This window comes from Variovorax sp. PCZ-1 (genome assembly GCF_018413605.1).
In the GTDB taxonomy this organism is placed as follows: Bacteria; Pseudomonadota; Gammaproteobacteria; order Burkholderiales; family Burkholderiaceae_C; genus JANMDU01.
Window position 1 is genome coordinate 1 of record NZ_JAHCDN010000005.1, and the last position, 16731, is coordinate 16731.

Annotated in this window: 17 protein-coding genes; 9 read left to right on the plus strand and 8 right to left on the minus strand. The window is 55.2% G+C overall.

The genetic code is table 11. The annotated features are described in order from the left end of the window. From KIH26_RS16320 to KIH26_RS16345, 6 genes are all read right to left on the minus strand, one after another. A partial coding sequence (locus tag KIH26_RS16320) for a GTP-binding protein (protein WP_249661576.1) occupies positions 1–240 on the minus strand: 240 nt, incomplete at its 3' end. 226 nt (positions 241–466) lie between these two features. Then, a complete protein-coding gene (fusA, locus tag KIH26_RS16325) occupies positions 467–2569 on the minus strand; it encodes an elongation factor G (protein WP_213446762.1) in 2103 nt (700 codons plus the stop codon). Positions 2570–2752: 183 nt separating this feature from the next. Beyond that, the gene (gene rpsG / locus KIH26_RS16330) at positions 2753–3223 is read right to left on the minus strand and encodes a 30S ribosomal protein S7 (RefSeq protein ID WP_213446763.1); all 471 of its coding nucleotides are present in this window, start codon (positions 3221–3223) and stop codon (positions 2753–2755) included. Between the two features lie 182 nt (positions 3224–3405). After that, entirely contained in the window at positions 3406–3783 is a 378-nt protein-coding gene (rpsL, locus tag KIH26_RS16335; RefSeq protein WP_213446764.1) for a 30S ribosomal protein S12, read from the minus strand. A gap of 119 nt (positions 3784–3902) precedes the next feature. Beyond that, complete coding sequence (locus tag KIH26_RS16340; RefSeq protein WP_213446765.1) at positions 3903–4133, minus strand: cysteine-rich CWC family protein; 231 nt, start codon at positions 4131–4133, stop codon at positions 3903–3905. Continuing rightward, on the minus strand, positions 4126–4908 hold the full coding sequence (locus KIH26_RS16345; RefSeq protein ID WP_213446766.1) for a class II glutamine amidotransferase: 783 nt from the start codon (positions 4906–4908) through the stop codon (positions 4126–4128). Before KIH26_RS16345 ends, KIH26_RS16340 begins: the two co-directional genes overlap by 8 nt. Positions 4909–5025: 117 nt before the next feature. Here KIH26_RS16345 and KIH26_RS16350 point away from each other — a divergent pair, with 117 nt between their 5' ends. Beyond that, positions 5026–6072 carry a homocysteine S-methyltransferase family protein gene (locus tag KIH26_RS16350; protein ID WP_213446767.1) on the plus strand — a complete coding sequence of 349 codons (1047 nt, stop codon included), beginning with the start codon at positions 5026–5028 and terminating at the stop codon, positions 6070–6072. A gap of 12 nt (positions 6073–6084) precedes the next feature. On the opposite strand, the gene KIH26_RS16355 is transcribed toward KIH26_RS16350, so the two are convergent. Both KIH26_RS16355 and pyrE read right to left on the minus strand, forming a co-directional pair. After that, a complete protein-coding gene (locus KIH26_RS16355; protein ID WP_249661580.1) occupies positions 6085–6753 on the minus strand; it encodes a DUF4124 domain-containing protein in 669 nt (222 codons plus the stop codon). Between the two features lie 34 nt (positions 6754–6787). After that, complete coding sequence (gene pyrE, locus KIH26_RS16360; RefSeq protein ID WP_213446768.1) at positions 6788–7474, minus strand: orotate phosphoribosyltransferase; 687 nt, start codon at positions 7472–7474, stop codon at positions 6788–6790. Positions 7475–7486: 12 nt separating this feature from the next. Between pyrE and KIH26_RS16365 the strand changes: the two genes are divergently transcribed. From KIH26_RS16365 to KIH26_RS16400, 8 genes are all read left to right on the plus strand, one after another. Beyond that, the gene (locus KIH26_RS16365; protein WP_213446769.1) at positions 7487–8299 is read left to right on the plus strand and encodes an exodeoxyribonuclease III; all 813 of its coding nucleotides are present in this window, start codon (positions 7487–7489) and stop codon (positions 8297–8299) included. Positions 8300–8463: 164 nt separating this feature from the next. Further along, positions 8464–9162: a TetR/AcrR family transcriptional regulator gene (locus KIH26_RS16370; protein ID WP_213446770.1), complete on the plus strand. Its 699-nt coding sequence runs from the start codon at positions 8464–8466 to the stop codon at positions 9160–9162. Positions 9163–9210: 48 nt separating this feature from the next. Then, positions 9211–11007, plus strand: a complete 1797-nt coding sequence (locus KIH26_RS16375) for an acyl-CoA dehydrogenase C-terminal domain-containing protein (RefSeq protein WP_213446771.1) — start codon at positions 9211–9213, stop codon at positions 11005–11007. Positions 11008–11044: 37 nt separating this feature from the next. After that, positions 11045–11482: a DUF2147 domain-containing protein gene (locus KIH26_RS16380; RefSeq protein WP_213446772.1), complete on the plus strand. Its 438-nt coding sequence runs from the start codon at positions 11045–11047 to the stop codon at positions 11480–11482. Positions 11483–11509: 27 nt separating this feature from the next. Then, complete coding sequence (locus tag KIH26_RS16385) at positions 11510–13933, plus strand: 3-hydroxyacyl-CoA dehydrogenase/enoyl-CoA hydratase family protein (RefSeq protein WP_213446773.1); 2424 nt, start codon at positions 11510–11512, stop codon at positions 13931–13933. A gap of 118 nt (positions 13934–14051) precedes the next feature. Next, positions 14052–14576, plus strand: coding sequence for a DUF4442 domain-containing protein (locus KIH26_RS16390; protein WP_213446774.1), 525 nt, complete (start codon positions 14052–14054; stop codon positions 14574–14576). Between the two features lie 22 nt (positions 14577–14598). Next, on the plus strand, positions 14599–15807 hold the full coding sequence (locus KIH26_RS16395) for an acetyl-CoA C-acyltransferase (RefSeq protein WP_213446775.1): 1209 nt from the start codon (positions 14599–14601) through the stop codon (positions 15805–15807). Between the two features lie 140 nt (positions 15808–15947). Further along, on the plus strand, positions 15948–16727 hold the full coding sequence (locus KIH26_RS16400; RefSeq protein WP_213446776.1) for an enoyl-CoA hydratase: 780 nt from the start codon (positions 15948–15950) through the stop codon (positions 16725–16727). The last annotated feature ends 4 nt before the right edge of the window (positions 16728–16731 follow it).

Below are 16731 nucleotides of genomic sequence, written 5' to 3' on the forward strand. Positions count from 1 at the left end.
CACGTGGGCGTAGTGACGGTTGGCGGTCTCGTACTCAACGTGAGCGGTGTTGATGGTGATACCACGAGCCTTCTCTTCTGGAGCTGCGTCGATCTGGTCGTAGGCTTTAGCAGTGCCGCCGAACTTGGAAGCCAAGACGGTGGTGATTGCTGCCGTGAGAGTGGTCTTGCCGTGATCCACGTGGCCGATCGTGCCTACGTTGACGTGGGGCTTGGTACGTTCAAACTTTTCTTTTGCCATGATGGCTTCCTTCAAATGAGCATGCCCGTGTATGGTTTAACGTCTGCATCAGCTTGCTTGATCTCTCACCACGGGCAGTGAGAGGCAGTGATCGCAGACAAGGGAAAATTCTCAATAAAACGAAATCTGTCCCAGCAGCCGCTGCGGATCTGGCTTTGCCAGTCCGCTAGCGGCGTCCCTTGAGGGGGAAGCGCCGCTAGGCGCTACGGGGTGGTCGTCAATCTTTTTACTTTGCTCTCGCAGACATGATGGCCTCAGACACGTTACGCGGAGCTTCCGTGTAGTGCTTGAATTCCATCGTGTAGGTGGCGCGACCTTGGCTCATGGAGCGCAATGTCGTGGAGTAGCCAAACATTTCAGACAAGGGTACTTCAGCGCGGATGGCTTTGCCACCGCCGACCATGTCTTCCATGCCTTGCACCATGCCGCGGCGGCTGGACAGATCGCCCATCACGTTACCGGCATAGTCTTCAGGCGTTTCAACTTCAACGCTCATCATTGGCTCCAAGATAACTGGCTGAGCTTTGCGGCAACCTTCTTTGAAGCCGAAAATCGCAGCCATCTTGAACGCCAATTCGTTGGAGTCAACGTCGTGGTACGAACCGAAGTGTAGCGTGACTTTCACGTCCACCACGGGGTAGTTGGCCAACACGCCTTGCGTGTAGGCTTCGTTGATACCTTTTTCAACGGCTGGGATGAATTCACGAGGAACCACACCGCCCTTGATCGCGTCAACGAACTCGTTGCCCTTGCCTGGCTCATTGGGCTCAATTTTGAGCACAACGTGGCCATATTGGCCCTTACCGCCAGACTGACGAACGAACTTGCCTTCGGCAGCTTCCACCGTGCCACGAATCGTTTCGCGGTAAGACACCTGGGGCTTGCCCACGTTGGCTTCCACGCCGAATTCGCGCTTCATGCGGTCAACAATAATTTCCAAGTGCAACTCGCCCATACCGGCGATGATGGTCTGGCCACTCTCTTCATCGGTGCGAACGCGGAATGAAGGATCTTCTTGTGCCAAGCGGTTCAGGGCAATGCCCATCTTCTCTTGGTCAGCCTTGGTCTTGGGCTCCACAGCCTGTGCAATCACGGGCTCAGGGAACACCATCTTCTCCAGCGTCACCACGTGATCTGGATCGCACAGGGTCTCGCCGGTGATCACGTCTTTCAAGCCGATACAAGCAGCGATGTCGCCAGCGCGAATTTCTTCCACGGGCTCACGGGCGTTAGCGTGCATCTGCACGATACGGCCGATACGCTCTTTCTTGCCCTTGATCGGGTTGTAAACGCTGTCGCCAGACTTCAAAACGCCAGAGTAAACGCGCACGAAGGTGAGCTGGCCCACGAAGGGGTCGGTCATCAACTTGAATGCGAGAGCAGCAAATTTCTCGCTGTCGTCTGCCTTGCGGGTGGTTGGCTTGTCATCTTCGTCCATGCAGGTGACGGGCGGGATGTCGATGGGGCTAGGCATGTATTCCACAACAGCGTCAAGCATGGCTTGCACGCCTTTGTTTTTGAATGCAGAGCCGCAGAGCATTGGTTGGATTTCGCAAGCGATTGCGCGCTGGCGAATAGCAGCTTTGATTTCTTCTTCGGTCAGCGCGGTGCCTTCCAAATACTTGTTCATCAGCTCCTCAGACGCTTCAGCAGCGGCTTCCACGAGCTTCTCGCGGAATTCGTCGGCTTTTTCTTGCAAGTCAGCTGGGATGTCGCCATAGGTGAAGGTCACGCCTTTGTCGGCCTCACTCCACAAAATAGCTTTCATCTTGATCAAATCGACCACGCCGGCGAAGCCTTCTTCGGCGCCGATAGGGATTTGCAAAGGCACTGGGTTGGCCTTCAAGCGCAAACGCATCTGCTCGTAAACTTTGAAGAAGTTCGCGCCAGTGCGGTCCATCTTGTTCACGAAAGCCAAACGTGGCACTTTGTATTTGTTCGCCTGACGCCATACGGTTTCAGACTGTGGCTGCACGCCGCCCACAGCACAGTACACCATGCAAGCGCCGTCCAGCACGCGCATGGAACGCTCCACCTCAATGGTGAAGTCCACGTGGCCGGGGGTGTCAATGATGTTGATGCGGTGCTCTTCGAAATTCTTGCCCATGCCTTTCCAGAAGCAGGTCGTGGCAGCGGAGGTGATGGTGATACCACGCTCTTGCTCTTGCTCCATCCAGTCCATGGTGGCCGCGCCGTCGTGCACTTCACCGATTTTGTGGTTCACACCGGTATAAAACAACACACGCTCAGTGGTGGTGGTTTTGCCTGCATCGATGTGTGCAGAGATGCCGATGTTGCGATAACGCTCAATGGGTGTGGCGCGTGCCATGATTAATTTCCTTTGTGTTCAAAAACAATTTTGCCGCGACACACTCATGATGTATCGCGGCGTAGCGAGCGGCTGTCAGCCTAGGCGCAAGGTTCGCCGAAAACCGGAGCAGCCTGAAACGGCTGTGAGGATTTTCGGGGGGTCTTGCAACGACGGATCACAGCCGCGCAGTAGCCGCCTAAATTAGAAGCGGAAGTGGCTGAATGCCTTGTTCGCCTCTGCCATACGGTGCACTTCGTCGCGCTTTTTCATCGCGCCGCCACGGCCTTCAGAAGCTTCGATCAGCTCGTTGGCCAAACGCAGAGCCATGGATTTTTCGCCACGCTTGCGAGCGGCTTCCTTGATCCAGCGCATAGACAGAGCCAAGCGACGCACAGGGCGCACTTCAACAGGCACTTGGTAGTTGGCACCACCCACGCGGCGAGATTTCACCTCGACCATGGGCTTGACGTTGTTGATGGCCACGCCAAACAACTCCATCGGGTCTTTGCCTGCTTTTTTCTCGATTTGCTCGAGCGCGCCATAAATGATGCGCTCGGCGACTGCTTTTTTACCGCTCTCCATGATGACGTTCATGAATTTTGAGAGCTCGATGTTGCCGAATTTTGGATCCGGCAGAATTTCACGTTTAGGGACTTCGCGACGACGTGGCATGGTTTCACCTCTTTGCTTCAGTTGGTATTCTTGTGGAATACCGCGAAAGTTTTATGACTTTCACTTACTCGATTCGGCTGCAAAATTGCTAGCTTGGAATCACTACGCTGTTTGTCTGCGCCACGCAGAAAACAGCACCTTGAATTTTTTGAGCTTAGAAATTAATTCTTTGCTCAAGGCAATTACTTAGCCTTCGGCTTTTTAGCGCCGTACTTGGAGCGCGATTGCTTGCGGTCTTTCACGCCTTGCAAATCGAGCGAACCACGAACGATGTGGTAACGCACACCGGGCAAGTCTTTCACACGACCACCGCGAACCAGCACAACGCTGTGTTCTTGGAGGTTGTGGCCTTCGCCGCCGATGTAAGAGATGACCTCAAAACCGTTGGTCAAGCGCACTTTGGCAACTTTACGCAGAGCGGAGTTAGGCTTCTTAGGGGTTGTGGTGTAAACACGGGTGCAAACGCCACGACGCTGCGGGCAGTTTTGCATCGCGGGAGATTTCGACTTGATCGTCTCAACCTCGCGTCCGTGACGGATGAGTTGGTTAATGGTTGGCATGTATCTACCTAAACGTGAATGAAAAAACGAAAAGCTGCACCGCATGGAAATCACGCAGACAGCTCTCTGTCCTGCATCGTCAAAAGCAGGACAGCCTTCGATTTTAACCCGAAAAGGGCTTACGTATCAAGGGCTTGCGCCTTGTTGCTGGCGCAGTTTGCGCAGATGCATGCCTTGCCTTGGGCTTCGAGCGGCAGCTTGGCCAGCAGATCGACGCTGAAATCCATGCCCACGCACCAGCAAGCGGGCTGCTTCTCGCCAGTTACTTTTTCGATCTCCATAGCACACTGATTGACTTTCCCGCAGAGTGGGCACAAACTTTGATTGATGGAGGAGGTGGCTTCAGACATGCAAAGCCCCTTGTGAGAAGACTGCTAGCTGCCCGGCAGGCATGGCCACCCAAGCCTCGTCGGTGGTGAGCGGTTGCGTCACCACCACAGCCACGCGGTCAGTGGGTGCGGCCAGCTCGGCGAAATTCACGGCTAAATCTTCATCGGATAGGCGGGCATGGGCAAACGGGTGCTGGCGCAAGACGTAATGCAAGCTGGTGGAAGCATGCGCCCAGAGCGCTTTGCCGTTCGACAGCAGGAAGTTAAACGTGCCGTGCGGCGCGATTTTTGCAGCCAGCTCGCGCAAAGTGATCGTGAGCTCTGAAATGCTGGGCAAGCCGGCATGGGATTTGGCCAGCTCTTGCAAGATGTAGCAAAACGCGCGCTCGCTATCGGTCGTTCCCACGGGGTGAAAGCTGGCATGCAAGCGCGGATGGAAATCTTTCAAATCACCATTGTGGGCAAACACCCAATAATGCCCCCAGAGCTCGCGCACAAACGGGTGGCAATTGGCGAGGCTCACCTCGCCTTGCGTGGCTTTGCGGATATGCGCGATCACGTTTTCGCTTTTGATAGGATAGCGGCGCACCAATTCGGCCACCGGGGATTCGCAAGCCGGCAGATGATCGACAAAATGCCGCAGGCCTTGATGCTTCCCATCTCGGCCGCCTTCAAAAAACGCCACGCCCCAGCCATCCGCATGATGATCCGTGCGCCCGCCGCGCTGCGCAAAGCCTGCAAAGCTAAACATCACATCCGTGGGCGTGTTGCAATTCATTCCGAGAAGCTGACACATGACTGTATTTTGACCGATTTGGCTATTTGCTAATTACTATAAATTCTATAGCACTCTGCGCAATACCTAAGCCGGCGATTGGCTGCTTTCATCTTAAAAATCTCTTAAAATGAGTGCATGAAGCCACTCACCTACACACGCGCACAGCAGCTGCCTGCCATTCTCGAAAATCGTATCGCTATTCTCGATGGCGCGATGGGCACGATGATTCAGCGCTTCAAGTTGAATGAGGCACAGTATCGTGGTGAGAGGTTTGCTGATTTTGAGAAAGATGTGAAGGGCAACAACGAGCTGCTGAGCATCACACGTCCAGATGTCATCTCGGATATTCACGAAGGCTACTTGGCCGCTGGTTGCGATTTGATCGAAACGAATACCTTTGGCGCGACGACGATTGCCCAAGAAGATTACAAGATGGCGCATCTGGCACGCGAGATGAATTTGCAATCCGCAAAAATCGCTCGCGCAGCTTGCGATAAGTTCTCCACCCCTGATAAACCGCGCTTCGTCGCCGGCGCACTTGGCCCTACCCCCAAGACGGCCAGCATCAGCCCCGATGTGAACGACCCGGGCGCGCGCAATGTGAGCTTTGAAGAGCTGCGCGCCGCGTATTACGAGCAAGTGGAAGCCTTGGTAGAAGGCGACTCAGATGTGCTGCTGGTCGAAACGATTTTTGACACGCTCAATGCAAAAGCCGCGCTGTTCGCGATTGACGAGTATTTTGAAAACTCCGGCGAGCGCCTGCCCCTCATCATCAGCGGCACAGTGACGGATGCCTCGGGCCGTATCTTGAGCGGCCAAACTGTGACGGCTTTTTGGCACAGCGTACGCCATTCGCGCCCCTTGGCTGTCGGTCTCAATTGCGCTTTGGGTGCAACACTCATGCGCCCCTACATTCAAGAATTGGCCAAAGTCGCGCCAGACACTTTCATCAGCTGCTACCCCAATGCCGGTCTGCCCAACCCGATGAGCGACACCGGCTTTGACGAAACGCCAGAAGTCACCTCCCGCTTGCTACAAGAATTTGCCAAAGAAGGTTTGGTGAACATTGTGGGCGGCTGCTGCGGCACCACGCCAGAGCACATCGGTGCGATCAGTGAAGCGGTTGGCGGCGTGCAGCGCAGAAGCCTGCAGCGCGAGTTTTTCTATCGCGAAGCGGCCTGACAGCTCAGGCAGCTACTTCTTCACTGGTGCAGAAGTTGATGCACTTGCACTAGGCACGGCCGCCTGCGCCCAAAGCGTACGCAGGCGCACGAGTTCTTCATCAAAGCGCAAATTAGCGCGCTTTTTCTCGTCATCTTGATCGCCAATGAAGCGCTTTTGCACAGCAACGCTCTTCTCATTTTCATCAATTTGGCGGCGTAAGCTTGCGGGTGTTTTACTGGGATCTTTCTTGTAAAACTCTAGTTCTTCATTGATTTTTTTACGCTGCTCAGCCAGTTCGCCAATGCGCTTTTGCGCAGCCTGAATCACTTCATCGACTTGTGCGAGGGCTGTACTGCGCTCTTTGTCGTGGGCAGCTCGGTTAGGGTAGCGAGAGAGCAGTGCACGGTTTTTGCGCCGCTCTTCTTCTTGGCGCGCTTTGTCCTCAGCTTCTTCTTTCAGTTTTTGCTCGGCGACTCGCTGCTCTTCCGCTGTCATCGTGGGCTTCACGACACGCTTGACCGTGCCGCTGGCGTTGAGCTCTTTTTGATCTTTGTCACGGCACTCGGAAATCGGGCGATCTGAGGTGATCTTACGGCCAGAGGCATCGATGCAAGTGAAAATTTGCGCAAAAGCGATGGGCGTGCACAGACCGGCTAGCATGCAAATGCTGGCTAAGCGAGAGAGTATTTTGCGATCCATGCTCTGAAATCCCTTATTTGAGATGGGTCATGCTTTAAGCGACACCATAGCGTTGCCGATAAGCCAATATGGCTTCTCGGTTGGTTTGCGCGGTCGTGTTTGAAGTGCCATCGTGTTCAAGATATTGAAGCAAGGAGCTAAGTTCCGCAATGGCGCAAACCTGAAGGCCGAGCACATTTTTCACATACTGCACTGCGCTGTGGTCAACGTCGCGTAGGCCTTCCGTTGTATATTCCGTCGCTTTTTCTTGCCGGTCCAGTGCAATGGCAACAGCACAAGCTTTCGCTCCTGCTTTCTCAATGATGGCAATGGATTCGCGCGCTGCTGTTCCAGCACTCATGACGTCATCAATGATCAGCACGCGGCCTTTCACGGGTGCGCCGACCAGCGTGCCACCTTCGCCGTGGTCTTTGGCTTCTTTGCGGTTGTAGGCAAAAGGGTAGTTGTGCCCCAGCCGTGCCAACTCCATGCTCACAGCAGCCACCAGCGGAATGCCTTTGTAGGCGGGGCCAAAGAGCATGTCGAATTGGATACCACTTTGCAGAATGCTCTGAGCGTAAAAGCTGGCCAGCTTGAGCAGCTTGGCGCCGTCATCAAACAAGCCCGCATTAAAGAAGTACGGGCTGAGCCGCCCGGCCTTGGTTTTGAACTCGCCAAAACGCAAAACACCCGATTCGACAGAAAATCGCACAAAATCAACAGCTAACTGGTTTTTATTCAAAACGCTTGTCCTATGAAAAAATCTCTCTTCCGCGTCACCAGCCTCAACTTCAACGGTATTCGCTCTGCAGCCACCAAAGGCGTGGCTGGCTGGGTGGAAAAAACAGCTCCTGATTGTATGTGTGTGCAGGAGGTCAAAGCTCAGGCGGCGGATTTGGGCGATCTGGCATCGCTTGGCGGCATGACGGGGTATTTCCAGTTTGCCGAAAAAAAGGGCTACAGCGGCGTGGGTGTCTATACCCGCCATGCGCCCAGTGACGTGGTCATTGGATTTGATGCGGGTGAATTTGATGCGGAAGGCCGCTATGTGGAGCTTCGCTTTGATACGCCAGCGCGCAAGTTCTCCGTGATCAGCAGTTACTTTCCCAGCGGCTCCTCAAGCCCGGAGCGGCAAGAGGCGAAATTCCGCTTTCTGGATCTGATGTTTCCGCATCTGGTGGCTCTGCGTAAAAAGCGTGAGTTTGTGCTCTGCGGTGATGTGAACATTGCCCACACCGAAAAAGATCTGAAAAACTGGAAATCCAATCAGAAAAACAGCGGTTTTACACCTGAGGAGCGCGCTTGGATGACGAAGCTGCTGGACAGCGGAAAAGCAGGTGGTTGCTTGCTGGATGTGTATCGGCAACTCCACCCAGAGACTACAGACGATTGCTACACCTGGTGGAGCCAGCGCGGCGCGGCGTATGAGAAGAATGTGGGCTGGCGGCTGGACTACCACTTGGCCACACCAGCTTTCGCGGCTACAGCGAAAGAAGTAGACATTTACAAAACCGAGAAATTCTCGGATCATGCGCCCATTACAGTGGGTTACGATTACAAGCTGTGATCCTTGGCTTTAAATGACTCCTGAAAGTCATTTCTAGGGTTTCGCTCTAGATGCAGTAGGCTCTTGCCTCTAAAAGCAAAGGGAAAGCCCCCAATTTGCGCACAAATGCTGGATTTGCTGCAAAATAGCACGATCGTTCTATTTTAAAGAAACCACCCAGCATCATGGCCACCGCCGCATCAGCTAAAGCTTCTGAAGCCAGCCTCCCCAAAGGCCAGCTCAAGGGCGAGAAAACCAAAGCCGTCATCGTTGACGCAGCTTTGGGCTTAGCTACGCAAATCGGATTGGAAGGATTGTCAATCGGTGCCTTGGCCGAAGTTACGGGTATGAGCAAGTCTGGCGTATTCGCGCATTTTGGCTCGCGCGAAGAACTGCAGATCTCGGTGGTCAAAGAGTACCACACCCGTTTTGAAGCCGAAGTGTTTTATCCAGCGATGCAAGCCAAGCGCGGCCTGCCACGTTTGCAAAATCTGTTTGCCAACTGGATGAAGCGCACCTCGGTGGAAATTGATTCGGGCTGCCTCTACATCAGCGGCGCGGTTGAGTTTGACGACCGCCCAGGCCCTGTGCGCGATGAGATTGCCTCATCGGTCAAGATTTGGCTCGCCGCGATGGATCGTGCCGTGCGCCAAGCGCAAGAACTGGGGCAGCTCGCAAGCCAAGCTGATCCCAGCCAAATCCTGTTTGAAATTCACGGTCTGATTTTGGCCTTGCATTACGAAGCACGCTTTCTCAAATCACCCGGCTCGATTGAACGTGCCGTCCAAGGCTTTAACAGCATTTTGGAGCGTCATTCGACCGAATTTTCTGAACTAAACCGGCCTGTTGCCGGCAAGAAATCTACGCAGAGTGCTACGAAATAAATAGTGCTCGTACTGAAACCATTTCGTTTTATTTAAAGGGAAACCACCATGCCCACCTATACCCCACCCCTACGCGACATGCAATTCGTCATGAACGAAGTGCTGAATGTGAACGAGGAACTCAAAGCGATTCCAAAGTACGCAGATCTTGACGTGGATACTGTCAACGCCGTGCTCGAAGAGGGCGGCAAGTTTGCCAGCGAAGTAGCGTTTCCGTTGAATATCAGTGGCGACCAAGAAGGCTGCAAGCTCGATCAGAAAACGCACGAAGTCACCACGCCCAAAGGCTTCAAAGACGCATACAACAAGTATGTTGAAGGCGGTTGGCCAGCACTGTCGTGCGATCCAGAATTCGGCGGCCAAGGCTTGCCCTTTGTGGTGAACCAGTGTTTCTACGAAATGCTCAACAGCGCCAACCAAGCTTGGACGATGTACCCCGGCCTCACGCACGGCGCGCACGCTGCCCTGCACGAGCACGGCACGGATGAGCAGAAGGCCACCTACCTGCACAAAATGACCAGCGGTGAGTGGACCGGCACGATGTGCTTGACCGAGCCACACTGCGGCACCGATCTCGGCCTGATGCGCACCAAGGCAGAAGCCCTGCCCGATGGCACCTACAAAATCACCGGCAACAAAATCTTCATCAGCGCTGGCGAACACGACATGGCCGGCAACATCGTTCACCTCGTGCTCGCACGCTTGACCGACGCGCCTGCTGGCATCAAGGGCGTGAGCTTGTTCATCGTGCCTAAATTCCTCGTGAACAAAGACGGCACGCTGGGCGCACGTAACGGTATTTACTGCGGCGGCTTGGAGCACAAGATGGGCATCCATGGCAATTCCACCTGCCAGATGGTGCTCGATGGCGCAATTGGCACGATGGTGGGTCAGCCCAACAAAGGCATGCAAGGCATGTTTGTGATGATGAATGCCGCACGTCTGGGCGTGGGCAATCAGTCGCTCGGCTTGACTGAAGTGGCGTATCAAAACGCGCTGGCTTACGCCAAAGACCGCATCCAAATGCGCAGCCTCTCCGGCCCGAAAGCCAAAGATAAGCCAGCTGACCCAATCATTGTTCATCCCGATGTGCGCAAGATGCTGCTGACAGCCAAGGCTTACGCCGAAGGCGGCCGTGCCCTTGCAATTTACTGTGCTGTGTTGCTCGACAAAGAGCACAACCATCCAGATGAAAAAGTACGTAAAGACAGTGGCGAAATGCTCTCGCTATTGACGCCCATCGTCAAAGCCTTCTTGACCGACAACGGCCATACCGCGACCAACGCTTGCATGCAAGTCTTCGGCGGCCACGGCTTCGTCAAAGAGTGGGGCATGGAGCAGTATGTGCGCGACAACCGCATCAACATGATCTACGAAGGCACGAACACCATCCAGTCGCTCGACTTGCTTGGCCGTAAAGTGCTGGGCAACAACGGCGCCACGCTCACCAAATTCGGCAAGCTCGTGGGCAAGCTCGTGGTTGAAGAAGGCGTGAACGAGAAGATGGCTGAGTTCATCACCCCAATCGCCATCCTCGGCGACCAGATGACCAAGCTCACGCAAGAAATCGGCTTCAAAGGCTTCCAGAATGCCGACGAAGTGGGCGCTGCAGCGGTGGACTATTTGCGCATTTGCGGCCACCTCGTGTTTGGCTACTTCTTCGCCCGTATGGCGCAGGTGGCTTTGAAAGAGATCGCCGCTGGCAACACCGATCCTTTCTACCAAGCCAAGCTGCAAACCGCACGCTTCTACTTTGCTCGCCTCTTCCCTGAAACGGCAACACTGCTGAAAACCGTGCGCGCTGGCTCTAAGTCCTTGTTGGACACAGAAGCAGTGTTCGCCTAAAGTGTTCGGTTCATCCAACTTTTCTTAGGAGATAGCTATGTTGAATCGTTTTTTTACAGGCTTTGCTTTCATCGCTGTTGCGGGCGCTGCGCTTGCGCAGAACACACCTGTGGGCAAGTGGCACTCTGTTGATGAGAAAACCAAAGAGATCAAGTCTGAGATCACTATCACTGAAAACGGTGGTGTTCTTTCAGGCAAGGTCAGCAAAGTGTTACGCAAAGATGCTAAGCCAGATGCCGTGTGCGAGGAGTGCAAAGACGCACGCAAGGGTCAGCCTATCGTTGGTTTAGAGATCATTCGCGGTGGCAAAAAAGAAGACGGCGCAGATGTCTGGAGTGGCGGCAAGATTCTTGATCCTGAAAACGGCAAGGAATACACCCTGAAGCTCACGCCCGAAGACGGCGGCAAGAAGCTGGCCGTACGCGGCAGCATTGGCCCATTTGGCCGAACCCAAACCTGGGTGCGTGTGCAATAAGCCACGTACTTGTTTAGAAAGTCACGAATGTCCCGTTTCAATGTTTCCAAAGTCGCCGTGCTCGGCGCAGGTGTCATGGGTGCGCAAATCGCTGCGCATCTGGTGAACCTCAAAGTGCCTGTCGTTTTGTTTGACCTTCCCGCAAAAGAAGGCCCGAAGAATGGCATCGTTAGCAAAGCCGTTGAAGGCTTGAAAAAGCTCAAACCTGCACCACTGGGCGTGCCCGAAGACGCAGCGCTGATCGAACAAGCCAACTACGAAGAGCACCTCGACATCCTGCGCGGTTGTGACCTCATCATCGAGGCCATTGCCGAACGCATGGATTGGAAACTGGATCTGTACAAAAAGATCGCGCCTTTCGTCAGCGCCGATGCGATCGTGGCTTCTAACACCTCGGGCTTGAGCATCACCAAGCTCAGCGAAGGTTTGCCCGATAGCATCAAGCCACGTTTCTGCGGCATCCACTTCTTCAACCCACCGCGCTACATGTACTTGGTGGAGTTGATCAACACACCGACCACGCAGCCCGTGGTGCTCGATCAACTCGAAGCTTTTGTGACGAGCGTGATCGGCAAGGGCGTGGTGCGCGCGAAAGACACGCCTAACTTCATCGCCAACCGCATCGGCATCGCTGGCATGCTGGGCGTGATGAAGCAGGTGGAGAATTTTGGCCTGAGCTACGACGTGGTGGACGATCTCACTGGCAAGAAGCTCGGCCGCGCCAGCTCCGGCACTTTCCGCACAGCGGATGTGGTCGGCTTGGATGTGATGTTCCACGTTATCAAGACGCTGCAAGACAATCTTGATGAGAAGAGCGATCCGTTCTACGGCAACTTCGGTACACCAACCGTTTTGAAGCAGTTGATGGACGCAGGCGCTTTGGGTCAAAAAGCCAAGGCCGGTTTCTTCAAGAAAGTCGGCCGCGATATTCTGCGCTTCGATGCGAAAGCCGCAGAGGGCAAAGGCGATTACGTGCCCGGCGGCCAGAAGGCCGACGAAGTGTATGGCCGCATGCTTAAGAAACCTGCAGGCGAGCGTTTGAAGTTGCTGCGCAATGCAGAAGGCGCGCAGGGTCAATTCCTCTGGGCAATTCTGCGTGACAGCTTCCACTACGCAGCGATTCACTTGGAAAGCGTTGCCGAGACGGCGCGTGATCTGGATCTGGCCATGCGTTGGGGCTTCGGCATGCAGCAAGGCCCGTTTGAGCTGTGGCAAGAAGCCGGTTGGCTCGAAGTGGCCAAGATGGTGCAAGAAGACATTGACGCTGGCAAAGCGCTTTGCAAAGCGCCACTGCCTGAGTGGGTGTTCAAAGGCGCAGTGGCAGACCAAGGTGGCGTGCACCAAGCTGAAGGCTCGTGGAATCCTGCGACCAAGAAATTTGAAGGCAAGCGCCAATTGCCCGTGTATGCGCGTCAGCATTTCCCAGAAACCGTGAGCGGCCACGCACAAGGCGTGGGTCATGCGAACTTCGCTGTTGCTGGCAAGACGCTGCATGAGAACGACGACATCCGTTTGTGGACTTTGGATGATGAAGTCATCATCGCCAGCCTCAAGACCAAGATGCACGCGATCAGCATGGGCGTGGCCGAAGGCCTGAACATGGCTGTGGACATGGCCGAACGCGACTATCAAGGCGTTGTGATCTGGAGCGGCGATGAGCCCTTCAGCGCCGGCGCAGATCTGCAAGGCATGCTGCCTGCGTTCATGATGTCTGGCGTGAGCGCAGTGAATGAAGCCGAGCATGAGCTGCAAAAAACCATGCTCAAACTTCGCTATGCCAAAGTGCCCGTGGTGTCCGCCATTCGTGGCTTGGCGCTGGGCGGTGGCTGCGAGATGGCGGTGTATTCCTCCAAGCGCGTTGCTGCGATGGAAAGCTACATCGGCTTGGTCGAAGTCGGCGTGGGCCTCGTGCCTGGCGCGGGCGGTTTGGCTTACATTGCTCGCCGCGCGGCTGAGAATTCAGCCTTCTCCACCGGCAAAGATCTGCTGCCCTTCCTGACCGAAGGCTTCACCTGCGCTGCAACAGCCAAGGTCGGCACCAGCGCGATTGAATCTCGCAAACTCGGCTTCTTGCTGTGGAGCGACACGATTGTGGCGAATAAGGATGAGTTGCTTTACGTTGCGATTGCGGAAACCAAAGCGATGTTCGCTACGGGCTACCGTGCACCCTCCAAGCGCCTCTTCCCCGTGGCTGGCCGCTCTGGCAAAGCCACCATCATGGGTCAGCTGGTCAACATGCGCGACGGTGGCTTTGCCAGCGGTCACGACTTCTACATTGCAAGCTTGATCGCCAATGTGGTCTGCGGCGGTGATGTCGATGCCGGCACACTGGTGAGTGAAGAGTATCTGATGAAGCTCGAACGCGATGCCTTCTGCGGCTTGCTCACGCACCCGAAGACTCAGGAGCGCATCATGGGCATGTTGTCTACGGGTAAGCCTGTTCGCAACTAAAAAAGGAACGCAAAAGACGCAAAGCAAACGCAAAATTCGCAGAAAAGCCCAAGTTTGAATTTGATTCATTTTTGCGTCTTTTGCGTCACTTTTGCGAATTTTGCGTTCTAAGTAACCTATGCAAACCAACACCCCCAATCGTCTCCAACGCCAACTGGCCAGAGTCAACGAAGCGCCCGCCTTCATGCGCACCTTCGTGCGCTCGCTCGCGCTCGGTCGCGCTGTGCCGTTCACGGGCACGGCGAAACTGCGCTATGAAGAGATGTCACCCAACAAAGTGCAAATCTTTGTCGCCAACAGCCGCAAAGTACAAAACCACATCGGTGGCGTGCACGCTGTGGCCTCCACGCTCGCTGCTGAGACAGCCACGGGCATGGTGATGGGCTTGAATGTGCGTGACGATTGCTTGCCTGTGGTGAAAGACATGCGTGTGCAGTTCAAAAAGCGCGGCCAAGGCGCGATGCGTGCAGTAGCCACACTCACCAACGAACAGCGCGAGTTGATTCAGACCACCACCAAAGGCGAAGTCACCGTGCCCGTCACGGTGACCGACGAATCGGGCAACCAGCCGATTGAATGTGAATTTGTCTGGGCGTGGATTCCCGCCCAGCGTACCCCCAAAACTGAAGCCGCCAAGGCATAAGCATCTTCCCGAAGGAAAGACCATGAGCAAGCAAGTCCAAGAAGCCTACATCGTTGCCGCCACGCGCTCGCCGATTGGCAAATCGCATCGCGGCTATTTCAAAAACATGCGCCCCGACGATCTGCTGGCCGCCGTGTTGCGCAACGCGATCTCGCAAGTGCCCAATCTTGACCCAGCAGCGATTGAAGACATCGTGGCAGGCTGCGCAATTCCAGAATCCCAGCAAGGCTTGAACGTCGCTCGCGTGGCTGCTGTGCTCGGCGGCTTGCCCAAGAGCGTGGCCGGTATCACGGTGAATCGTTTCTGCGCAGCAGGTTTGTCTGCCGTGGCCATGGCCGCGAATGCGATTCGCGTAGGCGAAGCCGATGTGATGATCGGCGCAGGCGTAGAAAGCATGAGCATGGTGCCAATGAGCGGCAATGCACCTTCGCTCTCGCCCACGATTTTTACCGATACGGAAAACGTCGAACACTACGGCATCGCCTATGGCATGGGCATGACGGCTGAGAAAGTCGCTACCCAGTGGAAAGTCTCACGCGATGCGCAAGATGAATTCGCCGTGAAGAGCCATGCAAAAGCAGTCGCTGCAATGAAGGCTGGTGATTTCACCGCCGAGATGACGCCGATTGAAGTCACCGACCGTGGCTTTGATTTGGCCACGGGTGAGACCACTTCTAAATCACGCATCGTGAACTTGGATGAAGGTGCACGCCCCGACACCTCGATGGAAGGCTTGGCCAAACTGCGCCCAGCGTTTGCAGCACGCGGCTCGGTGACGGCAGGCAACAGCTCGCAAACCTCTGACGGCGCAGGCGCATTGATTTTGGTCAGCGAGAACGCTCTCAAGCGCTACAACTTGAAGCCGATTGCCAAGTTCGTAAGCTACGCCAGCCGTGGCGTGCCTCCACACATCATGGGCATCGGCCCGATTGAAGCCATCCCCGCTGCACTGCAATATGCAGGCTTGAAGCAAGACGACATCGATTGGTTTGAGCTCAACGAAGCCTTCGCTGCACAGAGCTTGGCCATCATCAATACCCTCGGCTTGGATGCGAGCAAAGTCAACCCGATGGGCGGTGCGATTGCCTTGGGTCACCCACTCGGCGCAACCGGCGCGATCCGCTCTGCCACGGTCGTTCATGCACTGCAGCGCAAACAAGCCAAGTACGGCATGGTCACCATGTGCGTAGGTATGGGTCAAGGCGCTGCTGGTATTTTCGAAAGAATGTAAACCGGCACTTGAGCGGCTGAAATCGGTCGCAAAAGAGAATGAAAGGGCAGCAATGCCCTTTCTGTGCTTTTTGAGACAGAAATTGGCACCTCGCCGGCATAAAATATGCGCAGAATGCTATTAAATTCGGAGCAAATGTCATGTCCAATGCAACGTCCACAGATATCTTGAGCCACACAGAAGGCGCAATCCTAACGCTCACCTTCAACCGCGCGCAGAAGAAAAACTCCATCACGGTCGCGATGTATCAGCAACTCGCTGATGCGCTCACCACCGCGTCAACAGATGCAGCCATTCGCGTAGTCGTCTTCCAAGGCCACGAAGCAATTTTCAGCGCCGGCAATGATCTCGGCGATTTCATGAACGTCCCGCCAGCGGGTGACGAGAGCCCAGTCTTCCAATTTCTGCGAGCGATTGCCAGCTTCCCTAAGCCCATCGTCGCTGCCGTTTGCGGCCCCGCCGTGGGCATCGGCACCACGATGCTCTTGCATTGCGATTTGGTGATCGCAGGTGACAACGCCGCCTTCTCCATGCCCTTCGTCAACCTCGGGCTCTGCCCCGAAGCGGCCAGCAGCCATCTTGTGCCGCAAATGATGGGCTATCACCGTGCTGCAGAAGCACTCTTGCTCGGTGAGCCCTTCATGGCCGAAGCCGCACTCGAAGTGGGCCTGGTCAATCGCGTTGTGCCACCCTCAGAAGCCACACGCGTGGCGATGCAGTGGGCGCAAAAGCTCGCTGCTAAGCCCATTAGCAGCTTGATCGAAACCAAGCGCTTGCTGAAAAGGGGCAACGAATCAGTGGTTGCCGAGCGCATGAAAGAAGAAGGCGCAAGCTTTGGCCGCATGCTCCGCGAGCCTGCTGCGAAAGAGGCGTTCACCGCCTTCATGGAGCGGCGCTTGCCAGACTTCAGCAAGGTCTAAGTGG

Bases quoted from the DNA above. Each gene is read 5' to 3' on its own strand.
- fusA (WP_213446762.1), bottom strand. From the start codon at position 2,569: ATGGCACGCGCCACACCCATTGAGCGTTATCGCAACATCGGCATCTCT.
- rpsG (WP_213446763.1), bottom strand. From the start codon at position 3,223: ATGCCACGTCGTCGCGAAGTCCCTAAACGTGAAATTCTGCCGGATCCA.
- rpsL (WP_213446764.1), bottom strand. From the start codon at position 3,783: ATGCCAACCATTAACCAACTCATCCGTCACGGACGCGAGGTTGAGACG.
- KIH26_RS16340 (WP_213446765.1), bottom strand. From the start codon at position 4,133: ATGTCTGAAGCCACCTCCTCCATCAATCAAAGTTTGTGCCCACTCTGC.
- KIH26_RS16345 (WP_213446766.1), bottom strand. From the start codon at position 4,908: ATGTGTCAGCTTCTCGGAATGAATTGCAACACGCCCACGGATGTGATG.
- KIH26_RS16350 (WP_213446767.1), top strand. From the start codon at position 5,026: ATGAAGCCACTCACCTACACACGCGCACAGCAGCTGCCTGCCATTCTC.
- KIH26_RS16355 (WP_249661580.1), bottom strand. From the start codon at position 6,753: ATGGATCGCAAAATACTCTCTCGCTTAGCCAGCATTTGCATGCTAGCC.
- KIH26_RS16365 (WP_213446769.1), top strand. From the start codon at position 7,487: ATGAAAAAATCTCTCTTCCGCGTCACCAGCCTCAACTTCAACGGTATT.
- KIH26_RS16370 (WP_213446770.1), top strand. From the start codon at position 8,464: ATGGCCACCGCCGCATCAGCTAAAGCTTCTGAAGCCAGCCTCCCCAAA.
- KIH26_RS16375 (WP_213446771.1), top strand. From the start codon at position 9,211: ATGCCCACCTATACCCCACCCCTACGCGACATGCAATTCGTCATGAAC.
- KIH26_RS16380 (WP_213446772.1), top strand. From the start codon at position 11,045: ATGTTGAATCGTTTTTTTACAGGCTTTGCTTTCATCGCTGTTGCGGGC.
- KIH26_RS16385 (WP_213446773.1), top strand. From the start codon at position 11,510: ATGTCCCGTTTCAATGTTTCCAAAGTCGCCGTGCTCGGCGCAGGTGTC.
- KIH26_RS16390 (WP_213446774.1), top strand. From the start codon at position 14,052: ATGCAAACCAACACCCCCAATCGTCTCCAACGCCAACTGGCCAGAGTC.
- KIH26_RS16395 (WP_213446775.1), top strand. From the start codon at position 14,599: ATGAGCAAGCAAGTCCAAGAAGCCTACATCGTTGCCGCCACGCGCTCG.
- KIH26_RS16400 (WP_213446776.1), top strand. From the start codon at position 15,948: ATGTCCAATGCAACGTCCACAGATATCTTGAGCCACACAGAAGGCGCA.